This window comes from Bacillota bacterium, assembly GCA_040757085.1.
Lineage (GTDB): Bacteria > Bacillota > Sulfobacillia > JACIYH01 > JACIYH01 > JACIYH01.
Genome location: JBFLXJ010000033.1, coordinates 78,600 through 103,221 on the forward strand (window position 1 = coordinate 78,600; position 24,622 = coordinate 103,221).

The 24,622-nt window shown below is 66.8% G+C and carries 18 protein-coding genes and 2 pseudogenes; 5 read left to right on the plus strand and 15 right to left on the minus strand.

From position 1 onward, the window contains the following. Window positions 1-255 precede the first annotated feature (255 nt). The 3 genes and pseudogenes from AB1446_12885 to AB1446_12895 all read right to left on the minus strand — a co-directional run bounded on the left by AB1446_12885 (window position 256) and on the right by AB1446_12895 (window position 1,595). The gene (locus AB1446_12885) at window positions 256-696 is read right to left on the minus strand and encodes a DNA/RNA nuclease SfsA (protein MEW6547780.1); all 441 of its coding nucleotides are present in this window, start codon (window positions 694-696) and stop codon (window positions 256-258) included. A gap of 183 nt (window positions 697-879) precedes the next feature. Beyond that, a pseudogene (locus AB1446_12890) lies at window positions 880-1,029 on the minus strand (hypothetical protein). Continuing rightward, window positions 1,026-1,595 (minus strand): flavin reductase family protein, encoded by a 570-nt coding sequence (locus AB1446_12895; GenBank protein MEW6547781.1) that lies wholly within the window; start codon window positions 1,593-1,595, stop codon window positions 1,026-1,028. Before AB1446_12895 ends, AB1446_12890 begins: the two are co-directional and overlap by 4 nt. Window positions 1,596-1,771: 176 nt before the next feature. Here AB1446_12895 and AB1446_12900 point away from each other — a divergent pair, with 176 nt between their 5' ends. Beyond that, window positions 1,772-4,210, plus strand: a complete 2,439-nt coding sequence (locus AB1446_12900) for a BadF/BadG/BcrA/BcrD ATPase family protein (GenBank protein ID MEW6547782.1) — start codon at window positions 1,772-1,774, stop codon at window positions 4,208-4,210. On the opposite strand, the gene AB1446_12905 is transcribed toward AB1446_12900, so the two are convergent. From AB1446_12905 to AB1446_12915, 3 genes are read right to left on the minus strand one after another with little or no spacing between them, the layout of a single operon-like run. Beyond that, complete coding sequence (locus AB1446_12905) at window positions 4,207-6,051, minus strand: aldehyde ferredoxin oxidoreductase family protein (protein MEW6547783.1); 1,845 nt, start codon at window positions 6,049-6,051, stop codon at window positions 4,207-4,209. The genes AB1446_12900 and AB1446_12905 overlap by 4 nt on opposite strands. Window positions 6,052-6,067: 16 nt before the next feature. After that, on the minus strand, window positions 6,068-7,438 hold the full coding sequence (locus AB1446_12910; GenBank protein MEW6547784.1) for a GerMN domain-containing protein: 1,371 nt from the start codon (window positions 7,436-7,438) through the stop codon (window positions 6,068-6,070). A gap of 34 nt (window positions 7,439-7,472) precedes the next feature. Beyond that, a complete protein-coding gene (locus tag AB1446_12915; GenBank protein MEW6547785.1) occupies window positions 7,473-10,916 on the minus strand; it encodes an efflux RND transporter permease subunit in 3,444 nt (1,147 codons plus the stop codon). Window positions 10,917-11,113: 197 nt separating this feature from the next. Here AB1446_12915 and AB1446_12920 point away from each other — a divergent pair, with 197 nt between their 5' ends. The 4 genes from AB1446_12920 to AB1446_12935 are packed head-to-tail and all read left to right on the plus strand — an operon-like array spanning window position 11,114 to window position 15,520. Beyond that, the gene (locus tag AB1446_12920; GenBank protein MEW6547786.1) at window positions 11,114-11,965 is read left to right on the plus strand and encodes a DegV family protein; all 852 of its coding nucleotides are present in this window, start codon (window positions 11,114-11,116) and stop codon (window positions 11,963-11,965) included. A 17-nt stretch (window positions 11,966-11,982) separates the two neighbouring features. After that, window positions 11,983-13,452 (plus strand): radical SAM protein, encoded by a 1,470-nt coding sequence (locus AB1446_12925; protein MEW6547787.1) that lies wholly within the window; start codon window positions 11,983-11,985, stop codon window positions 13,450-13,452. Continuing rightward, window positions 13,452-13,850: a hypothetical protein gene (locus tag AB1446_12930; protein MEW6547788.1), complete on the plus strand. Its 399-nt coding sequence runs from the start codon at window positions 13,452-13,454 to the stop codon at window positions 13,848-13,850. Before AB1446_12925 ends, AB1446_12930 begins: the two co-directional genes overlap by 1 nt. A gap of 5 nt (window positions 13,851-13,855) precedes the next feature. After that, the gene (locus tag AB1446_12935; protein MEW6547789.1) at window positions 13,856-15,520 is read left to right on the plus strand and encodes an AarF/ABC1/UbiB kinase family protein; all 1,665 of its coding nucleotides are present in this window, start codon (window positions 13,856-13,858) and stop codon (window positions 15,518-15,520) included. Between the two features lie 25 nt (window positions 15,521-15,545). Here the strand turns inward: AB1446_12935 and AB1446_12940 are convergent, their stop codons facing one another. The 9 genes and pseudogenes from AB1446_12940 to AB1446_12980 all read right to left on the minus strand — a co-directional run bounded on the left by AB1446_12940 (window position 15,546) and on the right by AB1446_12980 (window position 24,619). Further along, entirely contained in the window at window positions 15,546-17,087 is a 1,542-nt protein-coding gene (locus AB1446_12940) for an NADH-quinone oxidoreductase subunit N (protein ID MEW6547790.1), read from the minus strand. Window position 17,088: 1 nt separating this feature from the next. Continuing rightward, window positions 17,089-18,555 carry an NADH-quinone oxidoreductase subunit M gene (locus tag AB1446_12945; GenBank protein ID MEW6547791.1) on the minus strand — a complete coding sequence of 489 codons (1,467 nt, stop codon included), beginning with the start codon at window positions 18,553-18,555 and terminating at the stop codon, window positions 17,089-17,091. A 3-nt stretch (window positions 18,556-18,558) separates the two neighbouring features. Next, window positions 18,559-20,484 (minus strand): NADH-quinone oxidoreductase subunit L, encoded by a 1,926-nt coding sequence (gene nuoL / locus AB1446_12950; protein ID MEW6547792.1) that lies wholly within the window; start codon window positions 20,482-20,484, stop codon window positions 18,559-18,561. Between the two features lie 4 nt (window positions 20,485-20,488). After that, window positions 20,489-20,797 (minus strand): NADH-quinone oxidoreductase subunit NuoK, encoded by a 309-nt coding sequence (gene nuoK / locus AB1446_12955; protein ID MEW6547793.1) that lies wholly within the window; start codon window positions 20,795-20,797, stop codon window positions 20,489-20,491. Beyond that, on the minus strand, window positions 20,784-21,413 hold the full coding sequence (locus tag AB1446_12960) for an NADH-quinone oxidoreductase subunit J (GenBank protein ID MEW6547794.1): 630 nt from the start codon (window positions 21,411-21,413) through the stop codon (window positions 20,784-20,786). The genes nuoK and AB1446_12960 overlap by 14 nt, the downstream gene beginning before the upstream one ends. Continuing rightward, entirely contained in the window at window positions 21,410-21,928 is a 519-nt protein-coding gene (locus tag AB1446_12965) for an NADH-quinone oxidoreductase subunit I (GenBank protein MEW6547795.1), read from the minus strand. Before AB1446_12965 ends, AB1446_12960 begins: the two co-directional genes overlap by 4 nt. Before the next feature lie 4 nt (window positions 21,929-21,932). After that, entirely contained in the window at window positions 21,933-22,940 is a 1,008-nt protein-coding gene (gene nuoH, locus AB1446_12970; protein ID MEW6547796.1) for an NADH-quinone oxidoreductase subunit NuoH, read from the minus strand. Further along, window positions 22,937-24,007: an NADH-quinone oxidoreductase subunit D gene (locus AB1446_12975; protein ID MEW6547797.1), complete on the minus strand. Its 1,071-nt coding sequence runs from the start codon at window positions 24,005-24,007 to the stop codon at window positions 22,937-22,939. The genes nuoH and AB1446_12975 overlap by 4 nt, the downstream gene beginning before the upstream one ends. 198 nt (window positions 24,008-24,205) lie before the next feature. Beyond that, a pseudogene (locus AB1446_12980) lies at window positions 24,206-24,619 on the minus strand (NADH-quinone oxidoreductase subunit C). Window positions 24,620-24,622 lie beyond the last annotated feature (3 nt).

The window sequence follows — 24,622 nt, forward strand, 5'->3', positions numbered from 1 at the left end:
CCCTTTCCTCCCACACCGTCCAGACCGTCAGCCCGGTAACTGTGTTGTCCGGCAAAACACCGTCACCCAGGTGACACTACACCCCTGTATGCTTTACATAAAACCGGTCCCCCAGGTTATGTCCCCGGGTATGGCGCCCAACTGCCGCACACCGTCAGCCGGCTGACAGTCCGGAACGCAGGAATACGGTCAGCTAGCTGACTGCATGGCAGGCGCCGGATACCGGGGAACCGGCCGATGCCGGTGCCGACGCGGTCAGCCGGCAGGCGGCACCGCGGACAGGCAAACCGGGAGGGGCTCGGCCAGCACGATTTCCTTCCGGGAGACGCGGCATTTTCCCGCCAGGACCAGGACGCCGCGACCAGCAGCATCGACCAGGGCAGCAGCAAAGGCGGGATCTGTATCGCGGTTGGGGGCAAAGCAGCATGCATCGGCGCGCTGAACCACAAATACCACTGCCGCCGCCGGTGCCAACCGGGCCAGTCCCTCCAGGTGACGCCTGCCCCGTACAGTCGGTGCATCCGGGAATAAGGCCACGCCGTGCCGCACCAGCGTCACCGACTTGCACTCGATCATCCAGCCGCCCACCGCCAGGTCGAACCGTCCCCGGCCCCAGGTGGGTTCCCTGACCAGCCTCCCCCACCCGGACGCGCCCAGCGCCTCCGCCACCAGCAGGGGAGGCAGGCGGGCGTCCACGCAAACCAGTCCTCCCCTGGACTCAACCAGGAGGAGGTCCGCCGCAGTTCGCCTACCTCCACTTTCAGGCGGGGTATCCTGCCAAGCACCTGCAGGCGGCCACGCCTCAGCCCGAACGGAGCCCGCTACCGCCCGGCGCCCAATGCCTGCCGCTGCATGCAGCCAGCCCGGTGGAGCCAGCCAGACCCGGGCACCGGAGACGAGCAATTCGAGCAGCCGTCCGCTGTTGGGGACGTGCACCGGTATGATCCCATGGCCTGCGCTGACCCGGGCGGAAAACCGCGAAGTACGTTCGATAAACTGGCCGGGCAAAAGGTGGGGAGGAAGTTTCATCCGGAAGACCGCGGCCGCCGGGTGAATCCGTATTCGCCGAGCAGGGGGCCGAGGGCGTAATACCCTTCCAGGGCGTAGACCGGGGGAGCCACCCGGGCCGGATCAATGAGCCCCTCTACCACTACGTCCGGATCGGCGCGGACGGCCAGCACCCGCCCCACGAATAGTTCGTGACTCCCCAAGGGAACCCGTTGCTCCACCCGGCACTCGAGGTTCACGGGGAATTCTGCCACCAGGGGGGCCGCCACCCGGGAACCGGCCACCGGAGTAAGCCCGAGGGCGGAAAACTTGTTCACGTCGCGCCCGGACCTGGTACCGCAGAAGTCAGCCAGGTGAAGCTGGTCTGCCCGGGGGATGTTGACGGTGAACTCCCCCCGGTCGGCCAGGATGCGGTAGGAATGGCGATCGGTGCGCACAGAAATGCCCACCATGGGAGGCCGTGAACACAGGGTCCCCACCAGGGCCAGCGTCACCAGGTTGGGATTCTGCATGTCCCCCACCGAAACCACTACCACGGGCAGGGGAAACAGCCAGGTACCCACTTCCAGTTCGACCTTTCCTGCCACCATGGGCAGACCTCCTTTCCGATGCGGAATGGGAGCCGCCGGAGCCCAGGCGCACCACAGGCAAAATCGGCACCCGGAGCAGGACTGCGGTGTCAGAGGGGCGAAGTCCCAAGCATGCATATCGCCCCCGGGTCCGCACGTGAGCGCCTGCCGCGGGGGAAATGGAGGTGGCGCCGATGCGACTGGTGCTGGGCGTCGACGCGGGGGCTACCAAGACCCTGGCGGTGGTGGCTGACCTGGCCGGCCAGGTCAGGGGCTGGGGCCGGGCAGGATGCGGGAACTTTCAGGTAACCGGGACCCGGGCACCCCGCGAGATAAGCCGGGCCATCCGCCGGGCCTTGGCCATGGCCGGTGCGGGGCCTTCCCACGTAGTCGCCGCCTACTACGGCATAGCAGGGGCGGACCGGCCAGCCGACTTTGCCTATATCCATTCTTTCCTGGAACCCATCAACCCTGCCCCGCGCTGGGAAGTGGAGAACGATGCCACCATCGCCCTCGTTGCCGCCACCCGGCGCCGCCTGGGCGTGGTGGTGGCATGCGGGACCGGATTCAACTGCCTGGCATTCCACCCCGGCGGGACCCGCCTGCAGGTGGGGGGACTGGGTTACATCTTCGGCGACTTCGCGGGGGCAGGCCAGATCGGCGCCGAAGTGATCCGGGCAGCCACCCGGGCATACGACGGGCGGGGCCCGGCCACCGCCCTGCTCGATCTCCTCAGGCAGCAAATTGACCTGGACGACCCCTCCGACCTGGCACCCATGATGTACGGGGCAGCAACCCGCTCCTTGCACCCGGGGGAACTGGCTCCCCTGGCCTTCCGGGCCGCCGCCGCAGGCGATCCGGTGGCGCACGAGATCCTGCACCGCACGGCCGAGGAGATGGCCCTGGCCACAAAGGTTGCCATCGAGCGGGCAAGACTCCACACCCTCCCCAGCGTGCCGGTAGTCCTGGCCGGGGCACTGCTGCAGGGCGAACCGGGCCGGTTGCTGGTCCCCATTATGACCGGTATGATCACTAGCGCCTGTCCCCAGGCGGAGATCCACGTCCTGCAGACGGAACCCGCGCTGGGTGCGGTGATAGCGGCGCTGGAACTGGCCGGAGTACAGGTTGACGACTCCCTCTCCCGGACGCTGCAGTCCACCTGGGCGAGCCGCACACGGTCCCGCGCCGGCGCAAACGGGACTGCAGATGGCCCCCAGCCGCTGCCGGGGACGAACGGCAGCGCGGAGGCCCGCACCCTGGATGGGCCGAGGGCGGAGCGAGGCCTCAAGGTGGCGGTGGTAGGCGGGGGGAGCACATACACTCCCGAACTGGTATCAGGACTGGTGGAAGCCAGGGACGCCTTCCCCCTGCGCGAGCTTGCCCTCATGGACCCCGATTATGCACGGTTGGAGGCGGTGGGAGGACTGGCGGGGCGCATGCTTGAGGACGCCGGCCTGGGAAATGCCCTCCGTCTTGTCAGCACCCTCGAGGAAGCCCTGTCAGGTGCAGACTTCGTAATCGTGCAGGTGCGGGTCGGGGGGATGACAGCCCGGATGCTGGACGAGCGCCTCCCGCTGGAACTCGGCTGCATCGGGCAGGAGACGGTGGGAGCGGGCGGGATCTCCTGTGCCCTGCGTACCGTCCCGGTGATCCTGAACATCGCCCGCCAGGTGGAGCGGCTCTGTCCCGCGGCATGGCTCATCAACTTCACCAATCCCTCCGGGCTGATCACCGAGGCCCTGTACCGCCACGCCGACGTACGGGCGGTGGGCCTGTGCAACGTCCCCATCACCATGACGAAGGCCCTGGCCGGCACCGCAGGCGTGGATGCGACAGGCCAGCAGGCGCCCCCTGAAGGCAGAGACGGGGAAAGCCTGCAGGTCGACCAGCCAGGAGTAGATGCAGGAAGGCTGCACGTGGACTACCGGGGCCTGAATCACCTGGGGTGGTTCGTGGGGGTCCGGGACGGCCACGGCCGGGACCTCATGCCGATCATTCTGTCCCGCTACCTGGAACAGGTGGCAGAACACACCAGGGTGGACTCCGACCTGATCACCGCCTGGAGAGCCATACCCAACCCCTATCTGCGTTACTATTGCCACCCTGACCGTGTGCTGGCCGAGATGAAGGCGTCCGCTCGCACCCGGGCAGAGGAGGTCATCGACCTGGAAAGGCACCTCCTGGAGATATACAGGAATCCCGCCGTCCGCCAACGCCCTCCCGAGCTGGACAGGCGGGGAGGCGCTTTCTATGCCCTCGCCGCAGTGGAACTGATGCTGTCTCTGGCCGGGATACGGCCGGGGGAGCACGTGGTCTCCGTACCGCATGAAGGAAGGATGTCCGACCTCCCCCCCGATGCGGTGGCCGAACTGACCTGCCACGTGGACCGCGACCAGATCACCCCGGCGGTGGAAGGGGGCCTGCCGCCGGGCACAGCCGGACTGGTACGCACGGTCAAGGAGTGCGAATTACTGGCCATAGAAGCCGCAGTCAAGGGATCCCGCCCCCTCGCCTACCTCGCCCTCGCTTCCCACCCCCTGGTCCCCTCCGCCCAGGTAGCCCGGCAACTCCTCGATCGCCTCCTGGCCGCCCACGCCGCATACCTGCCACCCGGCCTGCAGCCACGCCGCTAGGAGAGGCCCAGTTCGGCCAGTTTGGCTTCGGTGGGGATGCCGGTCTCCGGGTGCCATCCCATCATGCCGTAATACAGCCGCTGCGCCCAGAGCAATTCGTCCTGCGGTACGCGCACTCCGTCCAGGGGGCCGCCGACGAAGGGCTCGTAGAAGCGGGGGTGGAGCACATCCTCATCCCGGCTCCAGCCGTGGCCCAGGTTGAAGAGACGGGCGAGGGTGGCCACCCGCTCGCCCACCTTCTCCAGTTCGAACAAGGAGGTGTTCCAGCCGGTCACGGCCCGCACCAGTTCCACCAACTGGTTGTACGTCCAGGGGACGAAGTAGCACACCACGGCGGAATCCTGAAAATGCCGCCAGTTGGTCACATAGGTGAAGAGGCGCACCTTGTCGGGCCCGAGGTCGTGCAGGGGAAGGGGCCCGGTCACCCCCAATACGCCGGCTTCCTTCACGGACGACGACTCTTCCCTGACCCAGGCAGTGTCGTGCAGGTTGTGGCAGTGGTCAGCTCCCGTAGGGGAAACCGCATACCCCAGGCCCAGGGCGTGCTTCAGGCGAGGTTCGTGCATCGGGACCTCCTGCCCCTTGACCTGTACGGCCCAGGATTCGGACCCCTGCCCGAGGAAGCGGGCCGCCCTCAGGGTCCCCTCCGCCAGCAGGTCGCCGACCCCGTTGCGGGTGGCAAGCTGCCGCACCAGATCGACCATCCCCTCTGCATCGCCGAACCCGGGCAGGCTCTGTCCCTGCCAGGCGTCAAGCACGCCCCGTTCGACGCACTCCATGGCAAACGCCACCGCCACCCCGGTGGAGATAGTATCGAGGCCCTGGGCCGCACATATCTCGTTGGCCTTGCACACGGCAGCCAGATCGTCAACCCCGCAGCAGGACCCCAGGGCGGCCACCGTCTCGTACTCGGGCCCTCCGTAACGTGGGTCGATGGAATACGGGGAGGCAGCCTTCACCACCCGCTTACACCGGATGGGGCAGGCAAAACAACTTTCCCGGCCCACCAGCAGGGTGGCGGTCATGGTGCGGCCATCGATTTTCTCCGCGCCCGGGAAGGACCCTTCGCGAAAGTTGCGGGTAGGTAGCCCGCCCTGGGCAGAAAGGGCGGCCGTCCCCCCCGCCGTGCCGTGCTCGTGCAGTCCGCGGGCGCTTTCCCTCCAGGTCGTACCCATCTCCCGCACCAGCCGGCGGAAGACCCCCTCGTCGGCCACGGGCACGGGCGTGTCGCCGCGCACTGCCACGGCCCGCAGCCTCTTGGCCCCCATCACCGCCCCCAGGCCCGTGCGTCCGGCAAAATGGGTGAGGTCATTCACCACGCATGCGAATCTGACCAGCTTCTCCCCTGCCGGTCCGCACTGGCAAACCCGGATGCGGGGACCCAGTTCCTCCCGCAGGCGGGAATCCACCTCCGCCGTCTCAAGACCCCACAGGTGGCGGGCATCCCTTATCTCCGCCCCGCCCTCGTGAATCCACAGGTACACCGGGACGGGGGAGCGTCCCTGCACCACCAGGGCATCGAAGCCAGCCCGCTTCAGTTCCGCTCCCCAGAATCCGCCTGCCTCCGCACTCCCCAGACGCCCGGTAAGGGGACTGAGGGCAGCCACACCGTTTCGTCCGCACCCCGGAGCCGGCACCCCGGTGAGCACACCGGGGGCGAAAACCAGCCTGTTCTCAGGCCCCAGAGGGTCCGCTTTGGGCGGCACCTCTTGCCGGAGGAGATAGGTGGCCAGGCCCCGCCCTCCCATGAATTTGCGCAGCAGCTTCTCGTCCAGGGGTTCAGTATGTACCCGCCCCCGGGTCAGGTCCACCCGGAGCAGCCGTCCGCACCAGCCTCCCATCAGGAATGCCTCCTCTCTAACGGATGAATACGGGGATGCGCACGACCACTCCTGCCGCATTTTCGTGCCTAGGAGGCAGATGGCTCACCTGAACGATTCCCGCACTGGAGGTCAGTGGACGCGGGAAATGCAACCACTCGGCAAACCAGCCCCATCCGGTGCCGGCTTTCCCGGAAGATACCAGGGCAACCCGGGCTGCCAGTTCCCGGCCGCGGGAATCCAGCAAGGCTACGACAACCTGCCCGTCCGGCCACCGGGCCGCACCGGTCACCAGCACCTCGCCTTCCAGGCTCTCCTGGGAGACGGGACTGACCAGGTACAGGTCGGGACCACCCAGGCGCAACATACGTGCCAGCATAAGGGCCCAATCCCCCCGGGAGATCGCCTCCCGGCCGGCCCAAGAATGCAGGGCACGATCAAGGATGCCCTGGGAAACCAGCCACGCCTCTGCCTCCTCCTGGGAAGCCCCGGCCGCATCCCCGCCAGGTTCCGCACACCCCTGTGACCCGGTCATCCCGCCGGCCACCGGGCCGGCCACCCGGTAGAGCCAGCGGACCAGGGTGGCTCCGTCCAGGGGGGCATCCGGAGAGAATTCTTCCTCAGGGCCGGGCTGCGGCACGATCCCCTTCCTAACCGCCTCCCGCAGGTAGGGAAGCACCCAGTGCCCCCGGGGGACGTCAGAGAACCAATCCGACTCCGACGGGGCTACCGCCATCCCGACGGGCAGACCGCGTCCAGGAAGGGCCTCGACCAGAGACTTAACCGCCTCTGCCCGGCTCACCGCCAGCGAGGACCGAAAACTGCCGTCCGGATAACCGGTGAACACCCCCCGCAGGGCCAGGGCCAAAATGGCGCCGTCCCGCGGCTCACCCTCCAGGTCGGGAAAGCCTGCAAATATCAAATGGGGGTCGGGGTGTAGCCCGGAAGTATCCCTGTCGCGCGAGCCGGCGCGGGGCCAGGGCTGTCCCCCCACTCGCACCACAACCTTCGCTATCTGGGGGAACTGGGAAAGGCTGTGGACGATGGCCTGCGCCGCCAGGGTGACACGATTTCCCTGTGGCTCGGGCTTCCCCAGCTGCAGATCCACGGTGGCAGTGCCTCCCGCCACGCTGAGGCGCTCCACCCGGGTGCCCCGGGGCAAGACAGCATCCACCACGCCGTTGCCGGGCTGCGGCCCCCGGCAGAGAGCCTCCAGCACATCCCGCTGCGAGCTGGCGCCCTCCACCAGGACCACTCTGACCGGCAACAGCCAGGCAGGTTGCTCCCGGGGGAAGGCGAAATAAAGCAAACGCCCGTAGCCCGCCTGGGCCTGTAGCCGCCACATCGGCCCTGCCAGGAGCATCAGGCACACCAGCAGCGCCACCAAACCATACCGCGCGCTCCGCACCTCGGCGTCCCCACCCCACGGCGTGTCTATCCGTTTAGACTCCGCGCTTCTCGGTGCAGTTCCCCCTTTTCGCCACCAGCAGGAATAGCTTTCCCAATATTTCGAGGAGCTGAGAGAATTCCTCCATCGTCAACTGCTCGCCCGTACGCAACGCCACTTGCCCGGGGCCGGATGTCGCGTGTGCCTCGCCTGGCACCGGGGTCAAACCTGCCGCTGTGGAAGAAGCAGACGGGTCCGGGCCAACCGGCGCTGCAGCTGGCGCCGCAACCGCCCCAGGCGCGGGGCCGGCAGCCACCCCCCCGGCGGCAGGCGCGGGGCCGGCGGCGATCCCCCCGGCGGCAGGCGCAGGGGCGGCGGCCATCTCCCCGGCAGGAGAGGGGGCAGTGGCAACGTCCACGGCGGGTACGCGGCGCAAGGACCCCGCGAGCAGGCTGTACGCGACCGGGATCACCAGCAGGGTGAGTGCGGTGGAGGTCGTCAGTCCGCCCACCACCGCCCGGGCCAGAGGAGCGTTCAGTTCACCACCCTCGCCCCAGGCCAGGGCGAGGGGAAGCAGCCCGAGCAGGGTGGTCAGGGCAGTCATGAGCACCGGGCGCAGCCGCACGTTCGCCCCCTGTACGATGGCATCCCGGGCTCCCAGTCCGCTGCGCCGGAGCTGGTTAATGTAGTCCACCATGACGATGCCGTTGTTGACCACGATGCCAGCGAGGACGATGCCACCGATGTAGGCAGTGATGCCCAGCGAAGTCCCGGTGGCGTACAGGATGACCACCACCCCCACGAAGGCGAGGGGAATGGTAAACATGATGATCAGGGGATGAAGCACCGATTCGAACTGGGCGGCCATGACCATGTAAACCAGGGCTACAGAGAGGGCCAGGGCCAGATTCAGCCCGCTGAACCCCTCCTCCATCATGGCGGAAGCACCGCCGATTTCCACCGTGACCCCTGGGGGGAGGTCGAGCCGGCCCAGGACCTTCCGCACATCGGCGGTCACGCTGCCCAGGTCGCGTCCCTCCACCAGGGCGGTGATGAGGGCAGAAGGCCGCTGTCCATCCCGCGTCACGCTCACCGGCCCCCGTGCTTCCGACAGACTGGCCACGTCCGCAAGCCTTACCGCCTGGCCGGTAGGCGCCAGAATGCGCAGGGATTCCACATCCTCGGGGGTGGGGAAGCGTCCGAAATCCTGGCGGAGCCGCACGGGCAGGGACTCAGCACCCAGTTCCACCCTGGTGACCACCTGTCCCTTGATGGCGTTGCTCACAGCGGCAGCCACCTGGGCGGGGGTAAATCCGCGGGACAAGGCCTTTTCCCGGTTCACGGAAACGTCCAGTTCGGGCTTTGCCTCCTGGAGGTTGCACTCAGGGTTACGGAATCCTTCCACGTCTCGGAGGGCAGCCATCACCCGGTCCGCCGCAGCCGGGAGCTGGTCAGGATCCAGGCTCTTCACGTAGACCTGTATGGAGTTCCAGGCCATGCCGCTGGCGTTACTGGCGAAGGACTGCATGTTGAAGGTGACGTTGGCGGCGCCCTTGACCTGCTCCACGCGTTCTCTCACCCGATCCATGACCTCGGCGGTGGTGGCTTCCCGCTCCTCTTCCGGTACCAGGTTCACCAGGATCTGCGCCACCGAAGTCCCACCCGTGACACCTCGGGCCACCACCCCGAATCCCTCGCCGGTACCAACCGTGGTGGTATACAGCTCCACTTCCGGGAACCCGTCCAGGATGCGCTCGATTTCCCTTGCCTTGGCGCTGGTGGCTTCCAGGCCCGTTCCCGCCGGCATGGCGATGTCGATACTGAAGGCCCCCTCGTCCGTGACGGGCAGGAATTCCGTGCCGATGCGGGGAGCCAGGTGGGCAGCACCGCCCAGGCAAAGAAGCACGACAAGCACCACCACGGCCCGGTGTCCGAGGCACCAGCGCAGGGTGCGAGCATATGCGCCTTCCCTGCGGGTGGCACCGCGCCGGCCCCGCCGGGGACGGAAGAGGTAGGCAGCCATGGCCGGCACCAGCGTCACCGCCACCACCAGGCTGGCGGCAAGGGCGAAGCTCACCGTGAGCGCCAGCTCCCGGAACAGGTGGCCCGTGATCCCTCCCACGAACACGACGGGCAGGAAGACAGCCAGGGTGGTGAGGGTGGAGGCGGTGATGGCCATGGCCACCTCGGACGTCCCCGTAATGGCGGCGTGCCGCGGGTCCTCGCCCTGCTCCAGGTGGCGGAAAACGCTCTCGATGACCACGATGGCGTTATCGACCAGCATCCCCACCCCCAGGGCCAGGCCCCCCAGGGTCATGATGTTGAGGGTGAGGCCGGAAAAGTGCAACAGCACGAAAGTGGCCACCACGGAAAAGGGTATAGCCACCGCAATCGCAAAGGTGCTGGCCAGGTGCCGAAGGAACAGGAACAGGACCACCACCGCCAGGACGCCCCCGATGAGCAGGTTGTCGCGCAGAGTGCTGAGAAACATCTCGATGATACGGGCCTGGTCCATGGCCACGAATATCCGCGCCTGGGGGTAGTCCTCCCTGATCGCGTCCAGTTCGTTCCGCAACCGGCGGGCTACCTGGACGGTGTTGGCATCTCCCTCCTTCTGGATGGAAAGCTCCACGCTGGGATTCCCGCCCGTCCGGGACACGGAGCTGGACGGGGCAAACCCCCGTTCCACCGTGGCCACGTCACGCAGCCTGACAGGCAGTAGCGGGGGCCGGGGGGCAGCGCTGCGGGGAGCAGGGGTGGCCGGGTAGTATCCCACCACCAGATCACGAAGGTCGTCCAGGCTCTCCAGGCGCCCGGACAGCCTCACCCCCAGCTCCCGCCCGTCCTGGCGCACCGATCCCAAGGGCCAATCCAGGTTAGAAGCCCTGATCACATTTGCCACCTGATCCTGGGTGAGTCCATAGCGATCCAGGGCCGCCGGGTCAAGCTCCACCTGGATTTCCGGCTCGCTGCTTCCGAATATGTCCACGGCTGCCACGCCCTCGATGCTCTCCAGGCGCGGCTTGAGCACCTGGCGGGCAAAAGTGGTGGCCTCCCCCAGGTCGCCTTCCGTCGCTACTGTCAACGACATCACCGGCAAGAGGGTAGGGTCGAACTTGACCAGAACCGGCCGCCGGGCACCTTCGGGCAGGTTCACCTGATCCACCCGCTCCGCCACGCTGGCCCGCGCTTCGGCCATGTCCGTACCCCAGGCGAACTCCAGGATGACCACCGACACGCCTTCCTGCGAAATCGACCGGCAATGCGTAACCCCCGGGGTAGTGGCCGCTGCCGCCTCGATGGGCTCCGTGACCAGGGAAGCCACCTCGCGGGCAGAGGCCCCCGGGTAGGAGGTGATGGCCGCCACCACGGGCGCGTTCAACCGGGGCAGAAGTTCCAGCCTCAGGTTCGTAAGGGCGACAACCCCAAGCAAGACCACCGCCAGCACCAGCATGGTGGTGGCCACGGGTCGCCGCACCGTATGCTCCCAAATCTTCATACCCTCGCCCCCCGTCTGCGGCAATTATACCGCCGACGCAAATCCACCGTCATCACCCGCGTGCAGTCCTCCGGGTGGGGCACGCGTGCGCAACTCCGAAAATCCCCCACCTTGACACCGGCTTCCAGGGGATATATGATGGCCCCAGACAAAATTGGGTCTTTTGGGGATGCCCGGAGGGCTAAGGGGGGAGATCGGTGGGGAAAGTTAAGGTGGTAACCGACAGTTGCTCTTGTTTCCCGGACGAACTGGCGGCCGCCCACGGGGTGACAGTCATCCCTCTCACTGTGCACTTCGGAGACGAAGCCTTCCGCGATGGCGTCGACATGACGGCGGAGGAGTTCTATCGCCGCCTGCCGGCGGCACGGGAACTACCCAAGACATCCCAGCCGTCGGTGGCAGAATTCCTCGAGGCATTCAGGCGCCTGGCCGAACAGGAGGACACCGCAGGCATCCTGGTGGTCACCCTGAGTCACAAGCTGAGCGGTACATACCAGTCGGCGCTGCAGGCAGCACGGGAGTTCACTCGGGTCCCGGTGGAGGTAGTGGATTCCCTGACCGCCTCGGTGCCACAGGTGTTCGCCGCCTCGGCGGCGGCCCGGGCTGCAAACGAGGGGGCCAGCCTTCCGGAGGCGGCCCGAGTGGCCCGCGAGGTGGCGGGCAAATCGCGCCTCTACGCCACCCTGGACACCCTGGAGTACCTGCGCCGGGGCGGGCGCATCGGACGGGCAGCGGCTTGGGCGGGGGCCATGCTCCAGATCAAACCCGTGATCACCCTGGACGGGGGAGAGGTAGCACCGGTAGCCCGTCTGCGTACCCGGGCTAAAGCACTGGAGTTCATCCTGGGACGCCTGCAGGAGGAAATCAGGCCGGGCAGACCACTACACGCCGGCGTCATCCACGCCAACTCGCCCGACGAGGCAGGTAGCCTGGCAGAGGAGGTGAAAAACCGCTTCCAGCCTGACGAGCTGATCATCTCGGGGCTCACCCCCGTCATGGGCACCTATGCGGGCCCGGGGGTCCTGGGAGTGGCTTATTACCAGGAGTAACGAGGAGGCGAACGGTCATGAGTACACCGGCCCGGGCGAATTTGTCCACTCGCGCCAAGCGGTACGCAGCCCGCCGGGCCATGGAGTGGCTGGTTGGGTATTTGCGGCGAGACCCTGACCGGGCGGTCGACACCATCCTGTCGTGGGGCACCCGGCTGGCGATAATGGAAGCCCATCGCCGGCAGATAGCGGAAATAGCGGAGACCCTGCGGCGGAACCCGGCCATGATGCAGTTCGTACGCCGGTTGGCCCTGGAGGTCCATCCCAACCAGCACCGGGGGATCGTCTTCAACTGGTTCGTAAACAACATCCTCTTAGGTGTGCCCACCCAGTACGCCCTGGCGGGCAGATTGGGGCACGGCATCCCCAACTTCATCCTGGTGGACCCCACCGAGGCGTGCAACCTGCGCTGCACGGGTTGCTGGGCAGGGGAGTATGCCCAGCACCACACCATGGACTTCGAGCTCCTCGACCGCATCGTGACCGAGGCCAAGGAATTGGGAATCTACTGGATCGTGATGTCCGGGGGCGAACCCCTCGTTTACAAGCGTCTTTTTGATCTCTTCGCCAAGCACCAGGACGTGGCTTTCATGGCGTTCACCAACGGCACCCTCATCGACGACCGGGTGGCAGACCGCATCCTGGAAGTGGCCAATTTCGTCCCCTGCTTCAGCCTGGAAGGTTTCCGCCAGAGCACGGACGCCCGGCGCGGAGCCGGGGTGTTCGACAAGATCTCCGCGGCCATGGACCGGCTGAAGGAGAGGAAACTGATATTCGGGACCTCGGTGACCATTACCCGGCATAACGTGGAGGAGATTACCTCCGACGCCTTCATCGACTGGCTCATAAACAAGGGTGCCTTCTTCGGCTGGAGCTTCCACTACGTCCCCATTGGACGGGACCCCGACGTCAACCTGATGGTCAGCCCCGAACAGCGGGAATACTTGGTGTGGAGGGTGCGGGAGATCCGCACCACTAAACCGTACCTGATGGCCGATTTCTGGAACGACGGCTACCTCACCCTGGGATGCATTGCGGGCGGGCGGCGCTATTTCCACATCACCGCTTCCGGAGACGTGGAACCCTGTGCCTTCGCCCACTTCTCCGTGGACAACATCAAGAACAAGAGCTTGCGTGAGGTACTGGCCAACCCCCTCTTCCGCGCCTACCAGAAGCGGCAGCCCTTCAACTCCAACTACCTGCTGCCCTGTCCCATCATCGACAACCCCCGGGCCCTGCGGGAGATCGTGGCCGAGTCGGGGGCCCATCCCACCCACCCGGGCGCGGAAACCGTACTGCAGGACCCCATCGCCTCCCACCTGGACGACCTCTCCCGCCGCTGGGGCGAGAGGGCAGCCCTGATCCAGCAACGCTTGCAGGAGTTTGCCCGCACCCGACCCGCACCCCCCGCACCGGACGCCTGCCCCGCCTGCACCGGGGAACATGAGGAGCAGCGGATAGCCGTCGCCCACGGAGGGGAAACGTGATGGCAGAGGAAAAGCCAGGTGGAGCCGGAGCAACCGAGGGCCCGGCCACCGGCAGGACCGACACACCGGCCGCCGAGGGCACAGGTGCCAGCAGGACCGGGGTGGCGGACAGGATCACGGAAGCCGCCCTGAAGGCGGCCGACCTGGCCCTGGGCGCCGCCGACTACGCCCTGGATGCCGCCCGCCGGCTCAGCACCCAGCTGGCAGGCCAGGGGACCCGGCGCCGCCAGGAGATCGGGCGCCGCCTGAACCTCCTGGCCGAGCGCGGCCGGCGCCTGCGCCTGGCCACCCGGTCCAACCTGGATCGACTGGGAACCCTCCTGGTCACACGGGCCGACATCGAGCGCCTGGAGGCCAGGATCAGCGCCCTGGAAAAGGCAGCCCGGGGGGAAAGCTGATCCGGGTGGCCTCCCGGCGGGCACAACTGGCCAGGCTACGCGAGATCTCCCGGGTCATGCTGCGTCATGGCCTGGGATTTCTCCTTGTTCAGGCTGGGCTGGCCAACCTGGTCCCCCGCGCCCATCGTCGCCCGGCCACACGCGGATATCGCCTGCGGGCCGCCCTGGAAGAACTTGGCCCCACCTTCATTAAGCTCGGTCAGGCCCTGAGCACCCGGCGTGACCTGCTGCCCGCGGACATCATCCAGGACCTGGAGGGCCTGCAGGACCGGGCTCCGCCCATGCCCTTCTCACGGGCCAGGGAGGTGATCGAGCAGGAGCTGGGGGAACCCCTGGAGGCCCTTTTCGCCTCCTTCGACCCCGAGCCCCTGGCCGCCGCCTCCATCGGACAGGTGCACCTGGCCCACACCCCCGACGGGCGGGCGGTGGCGGTGAAGGTGCAGCGGTGGAAAATCGAAGAGCAGGTAGAAGCGGACCTGGCCATCCTGGAGGAAGTGGCCGGTATCATCGAGGCCCGCACCACCTGGGGCAAGGAATACGGGCTCCGCGACCTTATGCGGGAGTTCGCCCGCACCATCCGGGCGGAACTGGACTACCGGGTGGAAGCGGAACACTGCCGGCACTTCGGCGAGAACTTCGCCCGCGACCCGGACGTGCGCATCCCCGCCGTAGTTTCGGAACTGACGTCCCGCCGGGTGCTCACCCTTGAGTACGAAAACGGGATCAAGATCTCGGACGTAGAGGCCCTCCGCAGTGCCGGTTACCGGCCGGAAGAAGTGGCCCGCAAGCTGGTAAGGGCCATGATGCGCCAGATCTTCCAACACGGGCTTTTTCACGCCGACCCCCATCCGGGCAACCTGGCCGTGCTCCCCGGGGAAGTGATCTTCTTCATGGACTTCGGCCAGGTGGGGCACTTCACCCCACACCAGCAGGACCTGCTGCAGGAGGGAGTTCTGGCTCTGGTCCGGGGCGACGTGGGCACCATGGTGCAGGTGGTCCTCGATCTGGGGACAGCGACAGAACTCGACGAGCAGGAATTCGCCGCGCGGGTGGACAGCCTGGTGGAAAAGTACGTGACCTGCTCCCTGGGACGGGTCAACCCCGTCGCGGCAATAAGGGATGCCCTTGACCTGGCCCGTCACTTCCGGGTGCGGATACCCCCCGCCTTCGCCCTGCTGGGAAAGAGCCTGGGCACCCTGGAAGCGGTGGTGACCAACCTCGATCCCCAGATCAGCATCCTGGACATCGCCCGCCCCACCGCCCGCGAGATCCTGCGTCAGCGCACCTCGCCCCGGGTAGCCTTCCGCCGCGCCCGCCGCGACCTGGGCGCCTGGTGGTCGGTATTCCGGCGCCTCCCCCGCCGCCTGGACCGGGTGATATCCAAGCTGGACCGCGACTCCCTGCGCATCCGGTTCACTCTCGAAGATGAGCAAATGGTGCGTCGCCTGGAACGCATGGCCACCCGCCTGTCTCTAGCCATACTGTTCCTGGGCACCGCCGTCCTGGTAGCGGGCCTGGTCGTGGCAGGCGCCGCAGCCGGGAGCCTGAAATTCCCGGCCTGGATGCTCAGCCCCTTCTTCGTGTCCGGGGCGGGTACCGTCGTCATCCTCCTGGCCCTGGCCGTGCTGTTATCCGCCCTGCTCGGCTCCCGCCCCCGCCGCCGCCCGTAGAGCGATCAGCCTCGAGCGACTCAGGCTAAGGCAGGACAGCGGTGGCGACGGCTGCCCAGGCCAGAAAGCGCTCAAATCCGATGCCGATGATCAGTGTAAGGATGGCGGTCGCCACCACCACGGCACTCACCGCCGGGCAGGGCCGCCCGGCGGCAGCGGGCCCCCCGCCCATGACCCCGGCATCACCGGTGACCGGGACGGTGCAGGCCGGCCCCGCAGGCCCGGTGCCACCGCCCACGGGTGCCGCGCCGGGGGCCTCCCCCGCCAGGAACATCTGGCGCACCACACCGTAGTAGTACCCCACCGAGATGACGCTGTTCACCACCATCACCAGGGCCAGCCACACCTGCCCCTTCTCCAGGGCAGCGGAAAACAGGTAGAACTTACCGAAAAAGCCCGCGGTGGGCGGGATGCCGATGAGGGACAGGAAGTACACCACCATCCCCCAGGCCAAAAGCGGCCAGCGGCGGGCCAGGCCGGTGTAGTCCGCTATCTCCTCTCCCCGGGCGGAAACGGCCACGATGACCGCGAACGCCCCCAGGTTGGCAAACAGGTAGGCCAGCAGGTAGTAGGCCACGGCCCGGCTCCCCATGGGAGTACCCACCGCCAGACCCACCAGGATGTACCCGGCGTGGGCGATGGCGGAATATGCCATCATGCGCTTGATGTTCTTTTGGGGCAAAGCGGAAAGGTTGCCCACGAACATGCTCAGGACGGCCAGTACAGCAAAGGCGAAGGCCCATTCCTGCCGCAAGTCGCCCAGGCCGGTAAAGAACACCCGCACCAGGGCGGCAAAGGCGGCAGCCTTGGGACCCACCGAAAAGAAGGCAGTGATGGGGGTGGGAGCCCCCTCGTAGGCGTCCGGCGCCCACATGTGCAGGGGCGCGGCCGCCACCTTGAATCCGAATCCCGCCACCAGGAACACCAGGGCAGCATATCCCAGGGCAGCCGCCCCGGCCCCCCCGGCTGCTGCCGCGCCGGCCCCGGAAATGGCGCGGGCGATGGCATCCAGCGACGTGCTGCCGGCGACCCCGTACAGGAGGGAGATACCGAAGAGCAGTACCGCCGAGGCCACCGCGCCGGCGAGGAAGTACTTGATGGCTGCCTCCACCGCACGGGCATCTTCCTTCAGGTAGCCGGCCAGGACGTACGAGCACAGGGAAACCAGTTCCAGGCCCAGGTATATCATCAGCAGGTCGCGGGAGGAGGCCATGAGCATCATGCCCAGGACGCCCCACACCAGGAGGGGCCAGTATTCGCCCCGGCCGCCAGCGCGCTGGCGGAGGAAATCCATCGAAACCAGGGCAACCAGCAGCCCGGCCGCCAGGAACATACCCCGGAAGAGGGCGGCGAAGGGATCCAGGGAAAGCATCCCTGACCAGAGGTCGGCCCGCACCCCCAGGCCGGGGACGAGGGCAAGCAGGGCCACCCCAAAGATAAACGCAGTCGCCCCGCCCCAGCGGATCTGGACCTCCCCGGCGGCCCGGCCGCCGGCGCTGACAGCCAGGAGGAGCAGCAATGAGGCTGCGGCCAGGATCAGTTCGGGTGCCAGAGCAGCCCAGGCCACCCTACATCCCCCCTACCCGGGCCGCCAGTTGGATGAGGGCGGGATTGGTGAAGTCCAGAAGCAGGCGCGGGTAGACGCCCAGCACCGCGATGAGCACGATGAGGGGGATCACCGTGGCCAGTTCCCGGCCAGTCACGTCGGGCAAGGATTCCAGCTCCGGCCTGGACCGGCCCATGAGCACCCGCTGCATCATCCACAGCATGTACCCGGCGGTGATCACGATGGTGGCGGCACCGATGATCACCAGGGTGCGGTAGACGGGGAAAGATCCCAGGAGCACCAACAACTCCGCCACGAAGCCGGAGAGCCCGGGCAATCCCAGGGAAGCGAAGGAGGCGAAGGCCAGGATGATGCCGTAAGCGGGCAGAGTGGCGTACAGGCCGCTCAGCTTGGCGATCTCCCGGGTATGAGCACGGTCGTATATCATCCCCACCAGCAAGAACAGCATCCCCGTGATCATGCCGTGGGAAAACATCTGGAAGACGGCCCCGCTCAGGGCCATGGGGGTGCCGGAGGCAATCCCCAGCATGACGTAACCCATGTGGCTTACGGAGGAGTAGGCCACCAGCTTCTTGAGGTCGGCCTGCCACATGGCCACGAAGGCCCCGTAGATCATGCTGATGACACCCAGGACGGCGATGGCGTAGGAGAAGTAAGCGGCCGCGTCGGGGAAGGTGGGCAGACTCACCCGCATGAAGCCGTAAGTGCCCATCTTCAGCAGGATGCCGGCCAGCAACACGGACACGGCGGTGGGTGCCTCCACGTGGGCATCAGGCAACCACGTGTGGAACGGGAATACTGGCACCTTGACGGCAAAACCGAAGTAGAGGGCCAGGAACACCCAGAGCTGGAACCGGAAGGGGAACTGGACCTTCTGCAGGGCCAGCATGTCGAAGGTGGGACGCCCCAGGGCCTGCGCCCCCGCAAAGTACATGGCCAGGATGCCCACCAGCATGACCACGCTGCCCAGCAAGGTGTATATGAAGAACTTGATGGCCGCGTACTCGCGCCGGGGGCCGCCCCAGATCCCGATCAGAAAGTACATGGGGACCAGCACCAGTTCCCAGAACACGTAGAACAGGACGTAATCAAGGGCGCAGAACACGCCCATCATGCCCGTCTCCAGCAGAAGGAGGAGGGCGAAGTAGTCTTTCGGCCGGGGGGAAATCTGCCAGGAGGCCAGACAGGCCAGGAAGGTGAGCAGGGCAGTCAGGAAGACCATGGGGAAGCTTATGCCGTCCACACCCAGGATGTAGTTGATTCCCAGGCTGGGCACCCAGGCCGCCCTCTCCACAAACTGCATGCCGCCGCCCGGCTGGAACGTGGTCGCCATCCAGATGGAGATGGCCAGGGGTATGGCAGTGGTGATGAGGGCCGCCACCTTGAATCCCCTTTCGTCATGGCGCGGCCAAAGGGCCACCACCGCAGCACCCGCCAGGGGGATGAATATGGCCAGCGTGAGCAACATGCTCTAGAACCCTCCCATCAGGTAAAAGGTGAAGAGACCGGCCACCAGGCTGAGCACGAAGACCAGCACGTACCAGCGCACCAGTCCGGTCTGAGTGCGGCGGACGGCCCGCCCGGCCGCCACCGTTCCCGCGGCCACCCCGTTGACGGCTCCGTCCACCACCACCAGGTCGAAGGTGGCAGAGGCCCGGCTGATCTGCACGGAACCCCATCCCACCCCGTTGACCATCCCGTCGATCACCCCCAGGTCAAAGCGGGCCAGCAGCCCGGACAGGGCCAGGGCCGGCTTCACCAGGGTGACGTAGTAGATGCGGTCAAAGTACCACTTTTCTTTGAACAGGCGGTAGAGCGGCCACAGAGCAGAAATCGCCCGGCGCCGATCCACCAGCCGCAACCCGTATATGGCCACACCAGCGGCGATGCCCGCCAGGCCGGCCCCCAGGGCCAGGGCCATCACGCCCGGGGCGGCGTGCTCGTGGGCTTCCATCCCGGAAAGGCGCACGAAGAAGTTGCCCCCCAACCCTGCCACCGTGGCCAGGGTAGCCAGCACCACCAGCGGCCCGGTCATCACCGGAGGCGATTCGTGGGCGTGGTACTCCGACCGCCGCTGGCCGAAGAAGGTGAGCAGGCAGGCCCGCGTCATGTAATAGGCGGTGAGGAAGGCCGTACCCACTCCCAGCAAGAACACACCGGGCAGGTGGGAGTGGTAGGCGCCCACCAGGATCTCGTCCTTGCTGAAGAAACCGGCAAAGGGTGGGATGCCTGCCAGGGCGGCCGTGCCGGCGAAGAAGGTCCACGCCGTCACCGGCATGTGCCGGTACAGACCCCCCAACTGGTGCATTTCCTGGCGTTCGGTGGCGTGGATGATGCTGCCCGACCCCAAGAAGAGCAGAGCCTTGAAGAAGGCGTGGGTGATCAGGTGGAACACCGCTGCCGCGGGAGCCCCCACGCCGAGGGCCATCATCATGTAGCCGAGCTGGCTGATGGTGGAGTAGGCCAGCACCCGCTTGATGTCGGTGGTGACGGTGGCGATGGTGGCGGCCAGGAACGCAGTGACCGTGCCCACGTACGCCACCACGGTCAGCGCCAGGGGAGCGTGTTCAAAGAGGACGTAGGACCGTGCCACCAGATACACCCCCGCCGCCACCATGGTGGCAGCGTGGATGAGCGCGGACACGGGAGTGGGGCCCTCCATGGCATCGGGGAGCCAAACGTGCAGGGGCACCTGGGCGGACTTGCCCACCGCCCCCATGAATACCAGCAGCGCCGCCGCCGTCACCAGCCCGGGATCCAGGTGCCCCGCCCCCAGGGCCTCAGCCAGTTCGCGGAACGAGAAGGTGCCCGTGGCGGAGAAAAGGGTCATGATCCCCAGCAGCAGGCCCACGTCGCCCACCCGCGTGGTCATGAACGCCTTCATGGCCGCCGCGGAAGCGGCCGGCTTCTCGTACCAGTGGCCGATGAGCAGGTAAGAGCACAGCCCCATGATCTCCCACGAGATGAACAGGAGCAGGAAGTTGTCCGCCAGCACCAGGCCCAGCATGGCCGCGGTGAACAGGGAGAGCACGGCGTAAAACCTGGTGTAGCGGGTATCCCCGTGCATGTAACCCACCGAGTAAATGTGCACCATCAGGCTGACCAGGGAAACCATGACCAGCATGAGGGCAGTGAGGGCATCTACCTGGAAACCGAGGGGGATGGTCACCTCCCCCACCGGCGTCCAGGGATAACTGAAGTCGAAGGCCACTTCCCCTTCCGTCCCGGCCCTGGCACCCACGAAGGATAAGAGCACGGCCACCGCCAGCAGGAAGCAGAGGCCCACGCTGAGGATGCCCAGGAGAGAGCCGCCGTCGCGGAAGCGGCGCCCGCAGAACCCTATGACGAGGAAGGAGAGAAGCGGTATCAGCGCTATGATAAAGGCGTAGCCCAGCACCCTCTCACCCCCGCAGAAGCGTGATGCGGTCCACGTCGATGCCGTGACGGCGCCGCGCCAGCAGGAAGATGATGGCCAGGCCCACCGCCACTTCCGCCGCTGCCACCGTGATGACGAACACCGCCAGCACCTGCCCCGCCAGATCCTGCGGGTGCAGGTAGCGGTTGAATGCCAGCAGGTTAATGTTGGCCGCGTTGAGCATGAGTTCTATGCCCATGAGAATCCGCACCGCGTTGGGGCGGGCCAGGGCCCCGAAAAGCCCCAGGGCGAACAGGGCAGCCCCCAGGCCCAGGTAAAACTCAAGGGGTACCACCGCGGCTCGCTCCTCCTTTCTCCTCTGCACCCTGGACTCCGCCGACCTCCCGCTCGCCCCTGCCCGCCGCCCCTGTCGCCGGCTGGCTAGCGCTGTCCGCGGCAGGCGCGCGGGTGGACAGGTAAATGGCCCCCACCAGGGCGGCCAGCAACACCACGGAGGCCACCTCGAAGGGGATGACGTAGGTGGTGAAAATCTGCCGGCCGAGCGGAGCGGTGGTGCGGCCCATGGGTGCGGCCGCCTGAACCTGCCATCCCGCCACCCGGTAAACACGGAGCATCACGGCGGCAAATCCCAGAGCCGCCAGGGCAGCCAGCGCCCCCACCCATCTCTTCCCGGCTCCCGGCTCCCCGCGACCGCCTGCGCCCCGCACCTCGGGTGGTGCCGAGAGCATGATGGCGAACACGACCAGGGTGGTCACTGCCCCCACGTAAATCAGCACCTGGGTGGCCGCCAGGAAGTCGGCCCCCAGCAGGAGGAATATCCCCGCTACCCCGGTCAAAGTCAGGGCCAGGTACAGGGCAGCGTGGACTATGCGCGGGGTGGTAATCACCCGGTAGGCAGAAGACAGAATGAGGATGCCCAGGACGTAATAAGCCACCAGCTCCCAGTTCAATTCCCCTCACCGCCCTTCGCCGCCTGGCCTGCCACGGCCGGCTCACCGAGCTTCTGGCCTACCATGACGCGGGAATACGGGTGAGTGCGACCCAGTTCGGCCAAAGAGGGCAGGTCGTACACCAGACCTTCCGGACTGTCCGCCGCCACCTCGAAACGGGTGGCCATCCCCAGGGCATCGAAGGGGCAGGCCTCCACGCACAGGTTGCACTGCAGGCACCGCCCCATGTTCAGGTTCCAGACCTTGGGGTACATCTTGCGGTCCTCACCCCGGGCCGATTCGATGGAAATGGCATTTACCGGACACGCGCGGGCGCAGGCCATGCAGGCCGTGCACTTGAGCTTCCCCTGCTCGTCGGAGAGGAGCACGGGATGGCCCCGGAACAGCGGGGAAATGCGGGGGCGCTGGTCAGGGTACTGTACGGTCACCGGAGGCGAAAAGAACTCGCGTATGGTCACGCCCAGACCCTTGAACATGCTGCGGGCAGCTTTCCAGGTGTCTACCAGCAGTTCCACGGCCCTACCCCCACAGAGCCAGGCCGATGCCGGTGAGAACTATGTTCAGGAGGGCCACCGGCAGCAGGAATTTCCAGCCCAGCTCCATCATGTGGTCGATCCGGATGCGGGGGAAAGTCCACCGCACCCACATGAAAAAGAAGATGAAGAAGTACAGCTTGGCCAGGAACCACCAGGGCCCGGAGGCCACGGGCCCCAGCCACCCTCCCAGGAAGCAGGTCGCGGCGATGGCCGAGATGGCGATCAGGCTGGCATACTCGGCCACGAAGAACATGGCCCAGCGCATGCCGCTGTATTCCACCTGGTACCCGGCCACCAACTCCTGCTCGGCTTCCGCCAGGTCGAAGGGGGTGCGGTTCAGTTCCGCGGCCGCCGCCACCAGGAAGACCGCAAAGCCCAGGGGCTGCAGCACGATGAACCAGGCCCGCTCCTGAGCGTGCACGATGTCTACCAGGCTCAGGGATCCCGCCACCATGGCCACCCCAACCAGGGAAAGGGCCAGGGGTACCTCGTACCCCAGCAACATGGCCACCGCCCGCATGGCACCCAGGGTGGACCACTTGTTTCCCGAACCCCACCCGGCCATGAACAGGGACAGGATGGTGAAGGACCCCAGGGCCACCAGGTAGAGAATCCCGATGTTCAGGTCCCGCGGCACCCAGCCGGGGCCGAAGGGAATCACAACGAACAGGGCCACTGCCGGCACCATAATGACCATGGGCGCCAGCACGAACAACCAGCGATCAGCCCGGGCCGGAATGACGTCTTCCTTGGCCAGGAGCTTGACCACGTCCGGGAGACTCTGCAACCAACCCTCGGGCCTGCCCACGTACATGGGTCCCTTGCGGCGCTGGAAGCGCCCGCACACCTTGCGCTCCATCCAGATGAGCATGATCTCGTTGCCGAACACGAAGCCCAGCACCAGGAGCACCTTGATGAGGGCCGACACCAGGGGCGACCAGAACCCGGGCAACGACCCCACCAGGGCATTGAGGGAGGAAATAATGCTCACCGGTCCACCTCCCCCAGCACGATGTCCGTAGACCCCACTATGGCCACCAGGTCTGCCACCTTATGTCCCCGGGCCATGAGGTCAAGAGGTTGCAGGTTGGAGAAACACGGTCCCCGCCACTTCAGGCGCCAGGGCTTGGGGGAACCGTCGGACACCAGGTAGCAGCCCACCTCGCCCCGCGGCCCCTCCACCCGGCCGTACACCTCGGCTCCCGCCGGCGGGCGCAGGGCCCGAGGCACCTTCCCCACCACGTCCCCTTCGGGGATGGAAGCCACGGCCTGCCGGACGATGCGGATGCTCTCTTCGATCTCCCGCATGCGCACAATGCAGCGGTCGTACAGGTCGCCCGTCTCCCCGAGGGGGACATCGAAGGAGAAGCGCGGGTAGACGGAGTAGGGCTCGTCCTTGCGCAGGTCCCAGTTGACGCCGCATGCCCGCAGCATGGGCCCGGAAACGCCGTAGGCGATGGCGTCCTGGGCGGAAATGCCCCCGATCCCCTTGGTGCGGCTGAGGAAGATGGCGTTGTCGATGAGGAGGTCGTAGTACTCCTTCAGCTTCTCCTCCTGCATGCGCAGGTAGCGCTCCACCTCGGTGAACCACCCGGGCGGCACGTCGTTCCGTACACCCCCCAGGCGCAGGTACCCGTAGAGCAGCCGGGCGCCGCAGAGGCTCTCGAACAGGTCGTACAGTATCTCCCGTTCCCGGAAGGCATAGATGAACGGGGTGGTGGCACCCAGGTCAAGGGAGAAGGTACCGAACCAGAGCAGGTGGCTGCATATCCTCTGCAACTCGGCGGTGATCACCCGCAGGTACTCCGCCCGTTCGGGCACCTCGATGCCCAGCAGTGCCTCGGCGGCGCGGCAGTACGCCCACTCGTTGGTGATGGCGCCCAGGTAGTCGTTGCGGTCGCAGAACGGAACTATCTGAGCGTAGTTCCAGCCCTCACACACCTTCTCAAAGCAACGGTGCAGGTAGCCGATGACCGGCTCTACGCTCCTGACCACTTCACCGTCGAAGCGGGCGACCACCCGCAACACCCCGTGGGTGCTGGGATGCTGGGGCCCCATATTTACCTCCAGCACTTCCGGCTCGGCCTCGCCACTGGCTTCCCCAGCCCCGGCGGCAGGCCGGGCACCGTCAGGGACCCCCGCCACGGGAACAGCCGCACCGCCGGCTCCGGAGACATTCCCCCAGGGAGCCAGCAGTGCGGGCCGGTCCTGCGGCCCCACCCGCTCCCGGGCCGGCCGGGGGTCGACGAAATCCTTGCGCAGGGGATGTCCGGGGTACCCCTCCCAGAGCAGGATGCGGCGCAGGTCCGGATGACCCTGGAACCGGATACCGAACATGTCCCACGCTTCCCGCTCGTGCCAGCTGGCCCCCGCCCACACCCCGCAGAGGCTGGCCACTTGTGGTGATTCCCGGCAAAGGGTCGTCTTCATCACCAGCGAGAGCTTCCTGCTCAACGAACGCAGGTAAACCACCAGGCTGATGGAATCCTTACCGTCGGCAGCGGTGAGGAACGAAAAGAAGCGGGCATCTACGGCAGGGTCGTCCCGCAGGAGCCGGGCCACATCGCTCCACCGCTCGCGGGGCACGTCCAGCACCAGGTCCGTCCCCGCCACCTTTGCCTCTACACCCAACCGCTCGCCCAGGGAGGCTGCCAGTTCTTCTGCGTTCACCTG